Origin of the sequence: Polaromonas naphthalenivorans CJ2 (genome assembly GCF_000015505.1) — a bacterium.
GTDB lineage: Bacteria > Pseudomonadota > Gammaproteobacteria > Burkholderiales > Burkholderiaceae_C > Polaromonas > Polaromonas naphthalenivorans.
In genome coordinates, this window is the sequence record NC_008781.1 from 3,537,518 (window position 1) to 3,553,403 (window position 15,886).

General features: G+C 60.4%; 11 protein-coding genes. 2 read left to right on the plus strand and 9 right to left on the minus strand.

All coding sequences use genetic code 11. From position 1 onward, the window contains the following. Nucleotides 1–49: 49 nt before the first annotated feature. Nucleotides 50–775: a helix-turn-helix transcriptional regulator gene (locus tag PNAP_RS27940; RefSeq protein ID WP_232290712.1), complete on the minus strand. Its 726-nt coding sequence runs from the start codon at nt 773–775 to the stop codon at nt 50–52. Nucleotides 776–1,000: 225 nt separating this feature from the next. Between PNAP_RS27940 and PNAP_RS16695 the strand changes: the two genes are divergently transcribed. After that, a complete protein-coding gene (locus PNAP_RS16695; protein ID WP_011802710.1) occupies nt 1,001–1,231 on the plus strand; it encodes a DUF1059 domain-containing protein in 231 nt (76 codons plus the stop codon). Between the two features lie 49 nt (nt 1,232–1,280). Here the strand turns inward: PNAP_RS16695 and PNAP_RS16700 are convergent, their stop codons facing one another. Genes PNAP_RS16700 through PNAP_RS16725 form a run of 6 tightly spaced genes read right to left on the minus strand, consistent with a single transcriptional unit; the run spans nt 1,281 to nt 5,968 of the window. Next, nucleotides 1,281–2,018 carry a lysophospholipid acyltransferase family protein gene (locus PNAP_RS16700; protein WP_011802711.1) on the minus strand — a complete coding sequence of 246 codons (738 nt, stop codon included), beginning with the start codon at nt 2,016–2,018 and terminating at the stop codon, nt 1,281–1,283. A gap of 59 nt (nt 2,019–2,077) precedes the next feature. After that, complete coding sequence (locus PNAP_RS16705) at nt 2,078–3,373, minus strand: dihydroorotase (protein WP_011802712.1); 1,296 nt, start codon at nt 3,371–3,373, stop codon at nt 2,078–2,080. Nucleotides 3,374–3,413: 40 nt separating this feature from the next. Further along, nucleotides 3,414–4,376 carry an aspartate carbamoyltransferase catalytic subunit gene (locus PNAP_RS16710; RefSeq protein ID WP_011802713.1) on the minus strand — a complete coding sequence of 321 codons (963 nt, stop codon included), beginning with the start codon at nt 4,374–4,376 and terminating at the stop codon, nt 3,414–3,416. Between the two features lie 27 nt (nt 4,377–4,403). Further along, the gene (gene pyrR, locus PNAP_RS16715; protein ID WP_011802714.1) at nt 4,404–4,922 is read right to left on the minus strand and encodes a bifunctional pyr operon transcriptional regulator/uracil phosphoribosyltransferase PyrR; all 519 of its coding nucleotides are present in this window, start codon (nt 4,920–4,922) and stop codon (nt 4,404–4,406) included. Then, nucleotides 4,915–5,385, minus strand: a complete 471-nt coding sequence (gene ruvX, locus PNAP_RS16720; protein ID WP_011802715.1) for a Holliday junction resolvase RuvX — start codon at nt 5,383–5,385, stop codon at nt 4,915–4,917. Before ruvX ends, pyrR begins: the two co-directional genes overlap by 8 nt. Beyond that, nucleotides 5,378–5,968: a YqgE/AlgH family protein gene (locus PNAP_RS16725; RefSeq protein ID WP_011802716.1), complete on the minus strand. Its 591-nt coding sequence runs from the start codon at nt 5,966–5,968 to the stop codon at nt 5,378–5,380. The genes ruvX and PNAP_RS16725 overlap by 8 nt, the downstream gene beginning before the upstream one ends. Nucleotides 5,969–6,098: 130 nt before the next feature. Here PNAP_RS16725 and PNAP_RS16730 point away from each other — a divergent pair, with 130 nt between their 5' ends. Continuing rightward, nucleotides 6,099–7,559 carry a cryptochrome/photolyase family protein gene (locus PNAP_RS16730; protein ID WP_041376767.1) on the plus strand — a complete coding sequence of 487 codons (1,461 nt, stop codon included), beginning with the start codon at nt 6,099–6,101 and terminating at the stop codon, nt 7,557–7,559. Nucleotides 7,560–7,617: 58 nt separating this feature from the next. Here PNAP_RS16730 and PNAP_RS16735 read toward each other — a convergent pair whose 3' ends face one another. Then, complete coding sequence (locus PNAP_RS16735; RefSeq protein WP_011802718.1) at nt 7,618–13,530, minus strand: hybrid sensor histidine kinase/response regulator; 5,913 nt, start codon at nt 13,528–13,530, stop codon at nt 7,618–7,620. Between the two features lie 55 nt (nt 13,531–13,585). Then, on the minus strand, nt 13,586–15,865 hold the full coding sequence (locus PNAP_RS16740) for a methyl-accepting chemotaxis protein (protein ID WP_011802719.1): 2,280 nt from the start codon (nt 15,863–15,865) through the stop codon (nt 13,586–13,588). Nucleotides 15,866–15,886 lie beyond the last annotated feature (21 nt).

Sequence of the window (15,886 nt, forward strand, 5' to 3'; positions counted from 1 at the left end):
ATTATTTAAATAGCTGTATATGCCCGTGTTTAAAGCGCAAAAGGCATATTTAAACAAGAAAATGGTCTGAATTACCGAGGCTTGCGTGATGACAGATCGCCAGCGCGCGCATGACCGCCGCCGTTCGCGTTTCCACGCCCAGCTTCACATAGATATGCTCCAGATGCTTTTGCACGGTGCGCGGGCTGATGGCCAGCAGCGCCGCGATCTCGGCATCCATCTTGCCGCAGGCCAGCCAGTGCATCACCTCGGCCTCGCGTTGCGTCAGGCCTGGCGCATGGATGTCGGGTGGCAGCGGCGCCTCGCCCTCCTCCAGCGTGACGGCGGCCCGCGCATGGCGTGCGTGGCGGTAAAGAAAAGCAAGATGCGGGCGCAGCAACTCCAGCCGCTCACGGTCGCGCTCGTCAAAATCACGGCCGCGCCGCTTCAGCACGATGCTCACCAGCGTTCGGCGGTCGCTGAGCAGCGGTACGGCAATGGCGTACTCAGGCACTCTGCGCTGCAAGTCATGGTGGCGAGGCGGCGAGTGCTCGAAAAAATGCCGTTCAAAGCCCTCCACCTCGTCGCTTTCCAGCCGCACGCTGGGCAGGCCCAGCACCTCGCGCTGGTCGCTAGCCAGGTCACAGACCGAGAGCGTCGTCAACTCGGCAGCCACGAAGCTGTTCAGCGCCTGCACCACCGCCTGCGCAAAGCTGCGCACGCTATACGCCTGCGCTTCGACCCGAGCAAGCACCTGCAACGCGCTGGCGAAGTCGTTTCGGGTGAGGTGGTTCATGGCCTGGCTCCACTGGCTGATGCATACGCATTGCTGCGTATTGGCAATTCCCCCCGGCGACTTCAGCATGTCGTCATGGGTGCTTCCTCTGCGATCCTGCATTTCAGTATAGGAAGCCCTGCATGCTGGTGCAAGCCCGGCTGCGGGGACAAGAACACGGTTTCGGCGCACCGCCCAGACGCCGTTGAACCCGGTTGATGAAGCAAACCACTGAAAGGAGCCATCATGTCACGCCAATACATTGATTGCCGCGAATTTCCCAGCACCATGAACTGCAGCGTCGCGCTGTCGGCTGACAGCGACAAGGAACTGCTTGACGCGGCCGTGCAGCATGCAGTCGCCGTGCATGGCCACACCGACTCGCCGGAGTTGCGCCGGCAGTTGGCGTCCATGTTCAAGCCGGGCACGCCGCCGCTGAACGTGGCGCAGGCCAAAGCCCAGACGGCCAGCGCCTGACCGGCTGCCGTCAAAAAAGGATGCCGTCCGGTGGATGGTCTTGGCTGCCTCAACTTTGGCGCAGAACGTCCACCGTGCTGCGCAAATGCTGGGTCCAGGCGCGGCGGTCGCGGCCATCGGCCCCTTCGGGTTCGCCGTAATGCACCACGGCCACAATCGGCGGCGCGCAAAGGGTTCGCCAGATCGAAGCGAGCAGTGTTTCGTCGCCGATGTAACTGGGCGCGTAGCTGGTTTCGCCGCTGGCCTTGTCCACAAAACGCAGGCCGACCGGCTGGACTGGGGCATTGGCCGATATGGCAGCCTGCAGCAAGTTGGCATGAAAAGGCAGCACTCCCCGTCCATCGCCGGTGGTTCCCTCGGGAAACACCGCCAGCACCTCATTGGCCTTGAGCGCTTCCTGCATGAGATGCACCATCCGCAAGGCATCGCGCCGCGAACTGCGCTCGATGTACAGCGTTCCCGCCGCTGTTGCCAGCGTTCCAATGAGCGGCCAGTCCTTCACATCGGATTTGGAGACAAAGCAACAGTGGCGCGCCGCATGCATGACCGGAATATCGAGCCAGGAAATATGGTTGGACACCAGCAGCACCGGCCCGGTGACGGGCGGCTGTCCGCGAATTTCAAGCCTGATGCCGGCATGGCCCAGGAACGCGAGCGCCCAGACCTGAACCCGGGCGTTTTGCTGGGAGGGCTGCAGGCGCGGCAGGCGCACGGCGACCACCCACAGGCCGGTCAGGATGTGGCCGAGGATGCGCAGCACGCGCCAGCAGCCGGTCAGCCGCCTCATGAAAGCGCCTGCCGGCGTGCCGCCAGAGCGCAGGAATCGCAATAGCCGGTCCGCATCGCTCAGGCGCGCTCGAACGCGACCTGCCCGCCCACCAGCGTGTAGCGCACGCGGCCGGGCAAGGCATGGCCCGAAAACGGCGTGTGCTTGCCCTGGCTGCGCAGGGCCGCCGGCTCCACCGTCCATTCGCTGTCCGGATCGAAGATGCAGACATCAGCGACGCCGCCCTTGACCAGCCGGCCCGCGCTAGCCTGCAGCGTGCCGAGCGTCTGGCCCAGCACGCGCGCCGGCTCGCTGGTCAGCACGGCCAGCGCGCGGGTCATGCCCGCCTGGCTGTCATTTCCCCATTTGCAGGCCAGGCCCAGCAGCAACTCCAGCCCGGTCGCGCCCGGCTCGGCCTCGGCGAACGGCAGGGTTTTGGCGTCTTCATCAACCGGCGAGTGGTCGGATACTAACGCGTCAATCGTGCCGTCGGCCAGCCCCTGCCGCAGCGCGTCGCGGTCGCGCTGCTGGCGCAGCGGCGGGTCCAGGCGCATGCGGCTGTCGAAGTAGCCAATGTCCACATCGGTCAGGTGCAGGCTGTTGATGCTGACATCGCAGGTCACGTTCAAGCCTTCGGCCTTGGCCCCGGCCACCAGCGCCACACCGGCGGCGCTGCTGATCCGGCACAGGTGGATGCGGGCGCCGGTGGCGCGCATCAGTTCGAAAATCGTGTGCAGGGCAATCGTTTCGGCGGCGACCGGCACGCCGCTCAAGCCCAGGCGCGTGGCCAGCGCCCCGCTGGCGGCCACGCCCTTACCCAAGTGCAGCTCCTGCGGACGCAGCCAGATCGAATAGCCGAACGTGGCGGCGTACTGCATGGCGCGCATCAGCACCTGCGTATTGGCCAGCGGCACTTCGGCCTGGCTGAAAGCCACGCAGCCTGATTCGGTCAGCTGGACCATTTCGGTCAGCGCTTCGCCCTTGAGCGCGCGCGTGAGAGCGCCGAGCGGAAAGACGCGCGACTGGTGCATTTTTTCGGCGCGGAACTTGAGCATTTCCACCAGGCCCGGCTCGTCCAGCACCGGGTCGGTGTCGGGCGGGCAGACCAGGCTGGTCACGCCGCCGGCCACCGCTGCGGCCAGTTCGCTTTCCAGCATGCCTTCATGCTCATGGCCCGGCTCGCGCAGGCGCGCCGACAGGTCGATCAGGCCGGGCGCGACGATGCAGCCGGTGGCGTCCAGGGTTTTATTGGGAACGAAATCGGCCAGCGCGCCGTTCAGCGACACGATGCGGCCGGCGGCAATCGCCAGATCGCCGACCTGGTCGAAGCCGGTGGCGGGGTCGATGACGCGACCATTCTTGATGAGGAGTTTCATTTTATTTTTCCAGGAAAAGGCGGCAAGGCAGGGGCTGCTCTCATGCCTCGTTGCCTGCGACGATGCTCATCACGGCCATGCGGACCGCAATGCCGAACGTGACCTGCGGCAAGATGACGCTCTGCACGCCATCGACCACGGCCGAGTCGATTTCCACGCCCCGGTTGATCGGGCCGGGATGCATCACGATGGCGTCGGGCCTGGCGAGTTGCAGCTTGTCGGTGGTCAGGCCAAAGCTCTTGGAAAACTCCTGGCTGCTGGGCAGCAGCGCGCCAGTCATGCGCTCGTTCTGCAGCCTGAGCATGATGATCACGTCGGCGCCCCGGATGCCTTCTTCGAGCGTGTTGCAGACGCGCACGCCCATCTGCGCCATGTCGGCCGGAACCAGGGTCTTGGGGCCGACCACGCGCACCTCGGCGCAGCCCAGCGTGGTCAGCGCATGGATGTCCGAGCGCGCCACACGCGAATGCAGCACGTCGCCGACGATGGCGACCGTGAGGTTGCTGAAGTCTTTTTTGTAGTGGCGGATGGTGTACATGTCGAGCAAACCCTGCGTCGGGTGCGCATGGCGGCCGTCGCCGGCATTGACGACGTGGACATGCGGCGCGACATGCTGGGCAATCAGGTAGGGCGCGCCGGATTCGCCGTGGCGCACGACGAACAGGTCGGCGGCCATGGCGCTCAGGTTGGCGATGGTGTCGAGCAGCGACTCGCCCTTGGATGCCGATGAGCGGGCGATATCCAGGTTGATCACGTCAGCCGACAGCCGCGTGGCGGCAATCTCAAACGTCGTACGGGTACGGGTGGAGTTTTCAAAAAACAGGTTGAACACGCTCTTGCCGCGCAGCAGCGGGACTTTTTTGACCTCGCGGCTGCTGACCGAGACAAAGTTGGCGGCGGTGTCCAGAATCTGTGTCAGGATGGCCTTGGACAGGCCTTCGGTGGAGAGCAGATGGATCAGCTCGCCGTTTTTATTGAGTTGGGGGTTTCGTCGGTACAACACGCTGTAAATTCCTCTTGCGCTTTAAATTCAGGCGGGGGTTTGGGTATCCTGCAGGCGGAATCGGAACCGGCCATCGTCGGTGCGGGCCAGTTCCAGCGTTTGCGAAGCCGGCAGGCTCACTCTGGCCACAGCCAGGTCGGCCTGCACCGGCAATTCGCGTCCGCCCCGGTCCACCAGCACCATCAGCCGGACGCTGGCGGGCCGGCCGTAGTCGAACAGTTCATTGAGCACGGCGCGTATCGTGCGGCCGGTGTAGAGCACATCGTCCACCACGATCAGGTGCGCGCCATTGACATCGAATGGCAGCACGGTCTGGCCGCTGGCCGCCAGCCCGCGCTGCGAAAAGTCGTCGCGGTGCATGGACGACGACAAAATGCCGATGTCTTCAGCCAGCCCCAGGTCTGTTTGCAGGCGCTGCGCCAGCCAGGCGCCGCCCGAGGCCACGCCCACCAGGCGCGGCGGCTGACTGCAGGCGGCCAGTTGCTGACGCATGCCGCGCAGCAAATCGGCATACAGCGCCTCGGCGTCAAGAACCAGACTACTCATGGGGAAGACTCCTTAAAAATTGTTCCAGAATGATGCTGGCCGACGCGGCATCGGCATCCTTGGCGCCGCTGGCCAGGGCTTCGGTCGTGCTGTAGCGCTCATCGACCTCGAACACCTGCAGGCCGAAGCGCCCGCGCAGTTGGCGCGCGAACTTTTGCGCGCGCACGGTATTGTCGTGGCTCGCGCCGTCGGGATGAAACGGAATGCCGACCACCAGCGCATCGGGCTGCCATTCCTTGATCCGGGCCTGGATCAGCGGAAAACGGGCGACCCCTTCGGCGGCAATGGTGGCTTGCGGCGTGGCGGTGCGGGTCAGGATATTGCCCGACGCAACGCCGGTGCGCTTGAACCCATAGTCGAAAGCCAGGAAGGTCTGGAAACCCGCCGCCGGATGAGGTGCCGGCGGCAGGCGGTTTTCGGGCCGGGAATGATCAGTATCCGCCAGGCCTTGCGGCTCATCCATGACCGGCGACGGGCGAAATCATCCAGCTCTCAAGGCCCAGCAGCATCAGGGCCTTGTCGTAACGCTCTTCGACCGGGGTGTCAAAAATCACTCCCAGGTCGGCCGCCACCGTCAGCCAGCTGTTGTCGAGCAACTCCGATTCAAGCTGGCCCTCACCCCAGGCCGAATAGCCGAGCGAGACAAACACCTTGCGCGGACCGGCCCCGGTGGACAGCGCTTCGAGCACGTCCTTGGAGGTGGTCATTTCCAGACCGCCCGGAATCGACATGGTCGAGGCATAGACCGATTCGTTGCCGGGCATCATGGATTCGTGCAGCACGAAGCCGCGTTCGGTCTGCACCGGGCCGCCCTGAAAGACCGGCGTTTGTGTCAGATCTCCCCGGCGCAGCGGCAACTCGACCTTGTCGAACAGGCCCTGGACATTGATGTCGCTGGGCTTGTTGATGATCAGGCCCAGCGCCCCGCGCTCGCTGTGCTCGCACATATAGATCACGCTTTTTGAGAAGCCTTCATCCTCCAGGCCGGGCATGGCAATAAGGAAGTGGTGCGTGAGGTTGATCGAAGGTGGGGGTTCCGTGGCCATCGGCAGATTTTACGCGTTAGCGAATCCCCGGCATAACACCTCATTCGCGGGGATCGGCGCTACAGGGCCAATTGCGGCGCAAAGCAATTCAGGCGTCAGGCCCGGATTGTTTTTCACTACCATCGGGCGCATGCACAAAAAATACAGGACAGGACTGATGTGGTTCAGGCGGGATCTGCGGCTCCAGGACAATGCAGCGCTGCACCATGCGCTGAAATCGTGTGAGCAGGTGTTTTGCGCCTTCGTTTTTGACCGGGCCATTCTGGATTCGCTGCCAAAAGCCGACCGTCGGGTCGAGTTCATCCGGGAATCCCTGGTGGACCTGAACCGTCAATTGGCAAAACTGGCCTTGCCTGCCGGCCTGCTGATACGACACGGCACCGCTTTGGACGCCCTGCCCGCCTTGGCGTCTAGGCTTTCGGTCGATGCAGTGTTTGCCAACCACGATGACGAGCCTTGCAGCCTGGCGCGCGATGCCGAAGTGCAGGGCTTGCTGGAATGCGCAGGCGTGGCTTTTCACACGTTCAAGGACCATGTCATTTTTGAACGGCAGGAGGTGCTGACGCTGGCCGGCCAGCCTTATACCGTCTTCACCCCCTACAAGAAGGCCTGGCTGAAAAAGGTCGATGCCTTTTACCTCCAGCCCTATCCGGTTGAGAAGTACGCATCCGCGCTGGCTGCCCGACCGGCAGATGAACGGCAGGATGTGCCCGCGCTGGCCGAGCTGGGGTTTGAAAAAACCAACCTGTCAGCGCTCAGGCTACCCACTGGCAGCCAGGGCGCAGAAGCGCTTTTCGACGATTTCCTGGACCGCATGCCGCACTATGCGGACACCCGCGACTTCCCCGCCGTTAAAGGTCCAAGTTATCTGGGCGTGCATTTGCGTTTTGGCACAATTTCGATCAGGAAAATTACATTGAACGCACTGGCGCAGCAGCAAACGGGCAGCGAAGGCGCCGCAACCTGGCTCAGCGAACTGATCTGGCGGGATTTTTATGCCCAGATCCTGGCGAACTTTCCGCATGCGGCCAGCAGCGCGTTCAAGCCCGGCTATGACGCGATTGCATGGGAACAAGGCGAAAAAGCCGAGCTGCTTTTCCAGGCCTGGTGCGAGGGCCGGACCGGCTACCCGCTGGTCGATGCAGCCATGGCCCAACTCAACCAGACCGGCTACATGCATAACCGCCTGCGCATGGTGACAGCCAGCTTTCTGGTCAAGGATCTTGGGATCGACTGGCGCTGGGGTGAGCGTTACTTTGCCGAAAAACTCAATGATTTTGACCTGGCATCGAACAACGGCGGCTGGCAGTGGGCCGCCAGCACGGGCTGCGATGCGCAGCCTTACTTCCGAATTTTCAACCCCGTCAGCCAAAGCGAGAAGTTTGACGCCGACGGAAAGTTCATCCGCAAGTACTTGCCGGTACTGGCAAAACTGCCCAAGGCTGCCTTGCACAGTCCGTGGCTGGCTTCGCCGATGGAAAGGGCTGCAGCAAGCGTGGCACTGGGCAGCAACTACGCAAGGCCTGTCGTAGCGCATGCCGAAGCGCGTGCGCTGACCTTGCAGCGCTACGCCCTCGTGAAAAAGTCCTGACAGTCTGCTATTTTTTTAATAGCTGCTTGCGCCCGCTCCATCTGCGCAAAAGGTTTTTTTAAGCCATCACAGCAGTTTGCACGGAACAGTATTGCCGGATCAGCCGCAACAGCTCATCTTCGGAGTAAGGCTTGCCCAGGTAATGGTTGACGCCCAGCTCCACGGCATGCTCGTTGTGCTTGTTGGCGATGCGGGAAGTGATCATGATGATGGGCAGCCCTTTCATGCGCTCATCGGCCCGGATGTTGCGCGCCAGATCGAAACCGTCCATGCGCGGCATTTCAATGTCTGACAGCACCACGGCCGGGATTTCTTCCTGCAGCCGCTCCAGAGCCTGCAGCCCATCGGCCGCCATCGCCACCCGGTAACCGTCACGCATCAACAGGCGCTGGGTGACACGCCGCACCGTGATGGAATCGTCAACCACCAGGATGAGCGGCGTTTTCGGTGCCACTGAAACAGGGAAAATGGTATCGGTATTGCGGCCGGAAACCCGGGCCGCATCCTGAGCAAGATAGTCTTTGCTCCATGCGCGCGCCTGTTCGCCATAGACCGCGGCCAGTGCTACAGGGTTGTAGATCAGCACCACGGCACCTGAAGGCAACATGGACATGCCTGTCAGTCCCGGCAACCCTGACAGCTGGGGTCCGAGGTTTTTGACCACGACCTCGCGGTTGCCAAGCACTTCATCGACGTGCAAGGCAATACGCTGGGCGGCACTGCGGAAAATGACAACCGGCGCGGTTTTCGCCGGAGCTTCTCCACTGAAATGCGAAGCCTGCAACAAGGCGCCTGACCAGAAGAAAGGCACGGTTTCACCACCGACATCGAGCGTGCCGCTGCGGTAGGCCTGTTGCAGATCGGCAGCCGGGATGCGCCGCACGTTTTCCACCACATTGGCCGGGATGCCGACCGACATGCTTCCGGCACGAACCATCACCACCTGCGTCACGGCCGTGGTCAGCGGCAGCACGAGGGTGAAAAGTGTACTTTTACCCGCAATGCTGGAGGTTTTAACCCTGCCGCCCAGTGCGATCACATCGGAGCGCACCACATCCAGTCCAATACCCCGGCCGGCAAGCTCTGTCACAACTTCGGCCGTTGAAAAGCCCGGAAGGAAAATCAGGTTGGCGGTGGCCTCATCATCCATCGCCTGGTTAGCCTTCATCAGCCCCTGGCTGATACCCCGTTCACGGATGCGGGCCAGGTTCAGACCCGCACCATCATCACCCAGTTCCACGGCAATGTCATTGCCTTCCTGACGAAGATGGATGGTGATCAAGCCAACCGGATCCTTGCCAGCCTTGGTGCGGGCTTGCGGTGCTTCAATGCCGTGGGTCACGCAGTTGCGCAGCAAATGCTCGAAAGCGGGAATCATGCGATCCAGCATGCCGCGGTCCATTTCGAGGTTGCCGCCATGCAGATCCAGGCGCACCTGTTTGCCGGTTTCCTTGGATGTTTGCCGGACCACACGATACAGCCGCTCGGAAACACTTTCAAACTCCACCATCCGGGTGCGCAGCAAATCGCGCTGCAACTCCCGCGTCTGGCGGCCCTGGGCAAGCAGATCGTCTTCCGTGGCTTCGATGGTGCGCTGCAGGGTGCGCTGCACGGTGGCCACGTCGTTGACCGACTCAGCCATCATGCGGGTCAACTCCTGCACACGGGTAAAGCGGTCGAACTCAAGCGGATCGAAGCCGGCCTGCGCTTCCTTCGCCAGAGCCAGGCGCGACTGCATCTGGGTTTCAGCCTGCAGTTCGATATCTCGCAACTGCTGACGCAAGCGGGTCAAGTTGTCCGTCATGTCATTCAGGGAAACTCGCAGCTGGCCCACTTCAGCTTCAAGGCGTGAGCGGCTGATCATGACTTCACCGGCCTGGTTGACCATGCGGTCAAGCAACTGGGTGCGTACCCGTATGGTGGCATTGGCAGCCTGCCGCAAGGGCTGCATGACCATGGCTTGCGGTGCGGGAATTTCGATTTTTCGGGCATAGGCATTGGCACTTGTAATGACACGGGTGCTGTCGATGACGGAGGGAATCTCCGCATCATTTTCGGGTTGAAAGACATGAATATCCTGCAGATCCGGTTCGATGGTGATAACAGGTACGTCCTCAACCAGGGCCGGCAAGCCCTGGGATGCTATCGCATCGAGACGACGCAGACCTTCAAAGGCATTCTGCATCCCGTCAAAACGGGTCAACAGAAATTCAAACTCCTGGCTGGCGACAGATTCCGAGCCAATGGATGCAATCTCGGACTCGATCCGGTGCGCCATTTCCCCGAGTCGCATCGCCCCGGCAAGGCGCGAACTGCCCTTGAGGGTGTGCAATACACGCAGCACTTCAAGGCGTGGACTCTGATCGGATGGAGTTTTGGCCCACTGGCGCAAGGCCGATCCCAGACGAGGCATGAGTTCTGCGCACTCTTCCTCGAAAATTGGAAACAGGTCAAGGTCAATCGCATCGACAGCATCAATGTCATCGTGGACATCTTCATAAAGTGGCGATGGCGAAGAATTTGTGGGCGCTGAAAATGCGGTCGCAGGAACAGCCTCCGACAATGGGGCAGTGGTGAAAAAGTCGTTATCTTCCGGAGGCTGGGATTGGGCCACTGGCCCGGCTTGTTCCAACGTCTGACGCAAGCTCTCCGACATGGAACCTGAAGTGCCATCCTGTAGATTCACCAGATCAGCGCAAGCTTCAATATCCTGGTCTTCATAAGCTTCTGGGAAAACGGAATCGGAAAACTCCAGTTCAGTCAAACGCTCAAGGATGTCAGGCTGGGGCTCCTTCAGGAATCCGGCTGCAAACTGATGCAGCAAGCGGCGTATGTCCTCGGAAGCCTCCACAAACAGCTGACCATAGGCCGATGCACCCTGGCTATGGTGATTGCGGGAATTTTGAAGGGCGTGCTCCAGGGCGCGCGCCATCCCGGACAGGGCCATGAATCCAACGGTTGCAGAGCTTCCCGCCAGTGAATGGGCGAGCGCCACCGTGGAAGCACTGACCGGCTGATGACTTTCAAGCGCCCATTCGGCCACTTCATTGACCAAACGGCGCGACCATTCATCGGCTTCGCTCAAATACACGTTGTAAAGCGGAATGCCTATGCGCAATCCGTCAATCACCTTGATCGCGTCTTCTTCTCTTTCTTCCTGCTCTTCGATGCTGCTGCTCACTGCGGCAACTGCGGCAGTCTCTGGGCCTGCCACGACCTGCGGCAACTCGATCGCCTCCGCAGAATCGGTGGCAGTTGACGGCGCGCTGCCTTCAGAGGGCGGCAGAAACAGGCTGTCGAAGTCCAGCTCTTCCAGCTCGACAGGGGCCGCAACGGCCTGTTTGAAAGCGGGTTCCTGGGCAGGCTCTTCATCAAAAATGATGTCGAACTCCATCGGAGCTTCAAAAGCGGCATCAGCCTGGGTGGCAGCTTCAGCAGTATGCACATCCACAACGGAAGGCATTTCAAAGGGATCGCCGGCTTGAGGGGACAAATTGAGCGCCACGTAGTGCCCTTCAATGCGCATGGCTTCCGCGCTGCTGCAAAACGCAACGGCCGACCACACGCCATCCTGGTTTGCTGCAATATCGTCAATCCAGCGTTCGAAACCGGAAATAACCTCAGCGCAGAAAGTGCGAAATTCCTTGGTAGCGGTTTTTTGATCAGCCAGCCAGCTGTTGAGCAGTTGCTCCATTGCCCAGGCGGCTTCGCCAAACTCGTTCAGCCCGACCATCCGGGCACTGCCTTTGAGTGTGTGAAAGGCGCGCCGCAATACCGTCAATTGCTCAGTCTCTTCAGGATGGCTTGCCAGCGTAGTGATCGCCTGCACGGCATGGCCAGTGACTTCGCGAGCCTCCTCAAGGAAGATGTCGCGCAAATCATCTTCTTCAAAATCCATGGCGAGCGACGGGCTACCCTGTGCTACTAGGGGCATCGGCACTGCAGCAAGAACCATCTCGGTCAAAGCTTCGGCTTCAGCAGGATGCTCAGCAATGGCATCGTGCGCGTCATCATGCGCGGGTTGAAGTTCTACCAACGGCGCAGCGACATCGCTGGAGACCGAAAGCACATCAAACTCGGCGCTGAGTTCTCCATGAGGCGTGTCATCTTCTGCGTCATGCGCTGCGAACGCAATTTCAGGCAAAAGCGGCGCAGGCGCAGTATTCACGGTGATGCTTGAAGCAGCGTCGCTGGCGTGTGCCGAGCGCCCCATCATCGATGTGAGCTCGTCTTTTTCCTCGTCGTAAACAAACAGTTTTTTCACCAGCGCAGGCTGGTAATTAAGCATGTCTATCAGGAAACTCAAGACGCCCAGGTTGTTGCCAAGCTGCTCGAATACTCCTTCAGCACGCAATTGCTGCTCATCAATTTCAGTGTCAAGCATTTGCTCAACACGGCCCTTCATGGTCAGGACGGCCCTGGAGGCTTGGTCCAGCCCCAAGACCGACAGTACGCCGCGCATCTGTGACAGCTGTTTTGGCACCAACTGCAAACTTGTCTTGTCTTGCGGATTGCGAAAGAACTTGTCCAGCGAATGCTCAAGCTCAGCCAGTGAAACGCGCAATTCGGTCACCACGCTGCTCATGGTCTGTTTGTCGCTGACCCGGCGATACAACTCCTCCATCCAGCCTTCGAGCGGCTGGGGCTCTCCGCCATGGATGACGCCCTGGAGCCGCGCGGCCAGACTGCCAGTCCTTGCCACCAGTTGCGGATCGGCGGGATCAAGGTCGTCGAATACCGCTTCCAGATAAAGCACCGAGGTAGCGACTTCCATCGCCAACGCAATCGCAGGGGTTTTATTCCTGCGCACGGTCGCTTCGATTGCCTGGGTCAGGGCTTGCGCAAGGGGCTCGCTGGCCACATACAGTTTGCGCAAGGAGTCAGCCACAAGGCTGAACTGGTCGGCGACCTGCTTGATTTTGGTGTTCTCGCCAGCGCAAAGCGACGACCACGCATCCTTGGCCAGGACAATACGCTTGCGTGCCTGTGCCAGCAGTGCCGGATCGAAGCGGCCAAACTGCACCAGCTCGTAATCCACCGGCTTGAAACGTGTCAACCCATAGGCAAAGCGCACCGCCGAGAGAACAGGCGTGTCACTGGCCCGGTTTGACACGGCCTGAACGCAAAAGAAAAGCAGATCCAGCGTCAGCCGTTCGGAGATTGACGGGTCGCCTTTGGCCAGTGAGGCATATTGCAACAAAATTCTGGAAGCAGCACGTCTGACATAAAGATCGGAACTGAGCAGGTTGTGGGCAATGGCTTCAAAATAGCCGGCCGCAATCAGCCAGAAAATCCTGGGCTGCTGTTCGGTTTGAGCGGCTGCAAATCCGAGACTCAAATCCCTGAGGCTGCGAGCGGCTTGGGGGGCCTTGCCTTTCATGAGCTTTAGGACCGACTGATCCAGAAGGGCGCGAGCATCAGCGTCGTAATGACGCGCCTCTGGTGTTACAGACAGTTGCGGCTCCAGCCAGCGCCATTCGTAGGACCACAAATCGGCCGGATGAATACGGTCGGCCCGCACCAACTCCTGAATATTGCGGTATTGAGGAAACAAGGACACCGCAGACACCGGCTTGTCTGCCAGCACGCCTTCGAGATATTCCGTCAGCGCAAAACTGGCGTATTCGATCTTGGCGACCGCATCCTGGCTGCAAAGCTCGGGCTGCTGCACAAACTTTTGCACAGCAGCTTCCATGGCCCGGAGCATCATGGCGGGCTCCGCGAGTCCAACCACTTCCAGCGCACCAACGGCCTGGTGAAGTTGCTGCCGTGCAATGCGCAACTGGCTGGCGTCTATCGCTGCCAGATCGGAACCGCGCGCTGTATCTGCGTCCTTGGCAAAGCGCTTGAGTGCTTTGGTGGCAGCCTCCAGCGACTTGGATATCTCGTTGAGAACCCAAGCCAGCGGGCCCAGGTCATTCACGACGACATCGGGTTCGGCGGTAATTGAATTCGTGACCATGGGGTGCATAAATAACAGGCAGGTTCAGGAATCGGGGTTCGCAGTCAGGACATCGTGCAGGGAATCAGGCAATCTTGAATCGTGACACCGATTGCCGCAGTTCTTCCGCCATGCGGGAGAGATTACGCACCTGCTGCGCCGTGGAACGGGTACCTTCTCCGGTTTGCTCCGTCACTACAAAAATGTGCTGGATGTTATCCGCCACCACATTGGCCGATGCAGCCTCCCTGGAGGCAGAATCGGAAATCTGTTCAATCAGATCCGCAAGGTGGCGCGACACCTGGTCAATCTCCGACAATGCAGTGCCGGCGCTGTCGGAAAGTTTGGCCCCTTCGACCACGCCCTGCGTCGAGCGCTCCATGGCGGCTACCGCATCCTGGGTATCGGTCTGAATGGCCTTTACCAGTGCTGAAATCTGACGGGTTGCATCGGCAGACCGCTCAGCCAGCCGCTGCACTTCCTCGGCCACCACCGAGAAACCTCGTCCGGCTTCACCTGCCGAGGCGGCTTGAATGGCTGCGTTGAGCGCCAGCACGTTGGTTTGCTCGGTGATGTCTGAAATCAGTTCGGTAATTTCACCAATTTCCTGCGACGACTCGCCCAGTCGCTTGATGCGTTTGGAGGTTTCCTGAATCTGGTCACGGATGGAATTCATACCGCCGATGGCGTTTTGCACCGCCTGCAAACCGGACTCGGCAGCCGTCAGCGACTGCCGCGCCACCAGGGATGATTCCTGGGCCTGTGTGGACACTTCGTTGATTCGGACAGCCATGTCAACGACAGACTGACCAGTTTCGCGAATCTCACGCAACTGCTCGGTCGAGGCAGCAAGCAGTTCCGTGGAGGTGTTTTCCACCTGTGCTGTCGTCTGCGCCACCCGGGTTGCCGTACTCTGCACGTTACCGACCAACTGGCGCAACTCCTCCACCGTGTAATTGACCGAGTCGGCAATGGCGCCGGTAATGTCTTCGGTCACAGTCGCTTCCTGGGTCAAATCGCCCTCGGCCACTGTCTGCAATTCATTCATCAGGCGCAAAATGGCGGCTTGGTTGGCGTCATTGACGCGTTTGGCATCCTGCTCCTGGCTTTTGGCATCCTGCCGCTGGCCTTCAGCCACGGCCTGACGTTGCTGACTGTCCTTCACCTGCAAGCGGGCCAGACCTGCCGCGCACAGCAGTGCAACAAAGGCAGCGGCGACCAGCGTGGCAAGAGCGCCAGCACCCAGGCCGGTTTGGGAGGACAGACCTTCCTGCAAACTCTCAAGATCACGACGCAAAGGTTCGCTGTCTGCAATGATGGAAGCCTGCGCTTCGCGGGCCGAAACCAGCCCCTGCAAATTACCCAGAATGGCGCCGGCCTGCACCCGTGTTTTTTCGTAAAGCTCTATCAGGGCTTGCAGGCGCTCGCGCGTCTGCGGATCCCTGGATGCGCCCAGGCGCAGCTCCGGACTCCCCTCCAGCAGACCCTGGGCGATTTCCTTGAACGAATTCAGATCCTTGCCCAGCAAGAACACGGCTTCGGGACTCACGCCTTCCATGGTCAGGAACTCATTGGCAGACTTGCCGATACGCTGCGTCAGCATCACCAGTTGACCCGATGCGGAAATTTCTGTCGGCGCAGCATTTTGCTGCAGCTTGAGCGAAGAAACGGTTTCAGCAATTTCGAGCAGGTCGGAAGACTGTCGGTTAATGGTGCGCAAAGCTTCTCCAACCTGCAGCAAAATGCCTTGCTGACCCATGACGACGTTGGCGTTCTGCTCGGCCCGCTCAGCCAGGGGAGTGACCTTGTCCACATCAGGCAGCAGCGCGTTGTTCACTGCCGACAGACGCAGGCTGTCGTCCCCGGATTTCATTCCACGCACTGTTTTAGCCAGTACATCGGCACTTTCACGCACATCGGGAAACGCCTGTGCGCTACCGACCAAGGCCTGCGACGCAGATTTGGCCAGCCGCTGCGATTGCATCAAGGCCTGTCCGGTTGCAGCTACCTGTTGCGCGACACGATCTGCCTTGCTAAGTGCAAAAACTGTCACAACTGCCAGGACAGCAACTGCGACAGCCAGCACCACCACCAAAATTTTCTGGTGTTCGCCCAGAGGACGCGCACCCAGCACAGGAAGGCTTAGAAGTTCTGTATTGACCAGCGCGCCGTCTTCAGCAATCGCCATGCTGCTAGGTGAAAAAATCTCTTCCTGCGCTTCTGCTTTGGAAATGCGGGCGCGTCCATTCATGGAACTGGCAGCAGAGGAAGCACCCGCCATCCTTGCGGAGGCCATGGCCACACTGTCTTCAGGCTGGGCTGACCTGGTTTTGAGTAGCTTCTGGATAGTTTCAATAACAGACATGAGTGAGCCTTCGGATAAAAC

Coding starts and splice junctions, on each gene's coding strand:
- PNAP_RS16730 (WP_041376767.1), top strand. CDS start 6,099: ATGCACAAAAAATACAGGACAGGACTGATGTGGTTCAGGCGGGATCTG.
- PNAP_RS27940 (WP_232290712.1), bottom strand. CDS start 775: ATGAACCACCTCACCCGAAACGACTTCGCCAGCGCGTTGCAGGTGCTT.
- PNAP_RS16705 (WP_011802712.1), bottom strand. CDS start 3,373: ATGAAACTCCTCATCAAGAATGGTCGCGTCATCGACCCCGCCACCGGC.
- PNAP_RS16740 (WP_011802719.1), bottom strand. CDS start 15,865: ATGTCTGTTATTGAAACTATCCAGAAGCTACTCAAAACCAGGTCAGCC.
- ruvX (WP_011802715.1), bottom strand. CDS start 5,385: ATGGATGAGCCGCAAGGCCTGGCGGATACTGATCATTCCCGGCCCGAA.
- PNAP_RS16725 (WP_011802716.1), bottom strand. CDS start 5,968: ATGGCCACGGAACCCCCACCTTCGATCAACCTCACGCACCACTTCCTT.
- PNAP_RS16700 (WP_011802711.1), bottom strand. CDS start 2,018: ATGAGGCGGCTGACCGGCTGCTGGCGCGTGCTGCGCATCCTCGGCCAC.
- pyrR (WP_011802714.1), bottom strand. CDS start 4,922: ATGAGTAGTCTGGTTCTTGACGCCGAGGCGCTGTATGCCGATTTGCTG.
- PNAP_RS16695 (WP_011802710.1), top strand. CDS start 1,001: ATGTCACGCCAATACATTGATTGCCGCGAATTTCCCAGCACCATGAAC.
- PNAP_RS16735 (WP_011802718.1), bottom strand. CDS start 13,530: ATGCACCCCATGGTCACGAATTCAATTACCGCCGAACCCGATGTCGTC.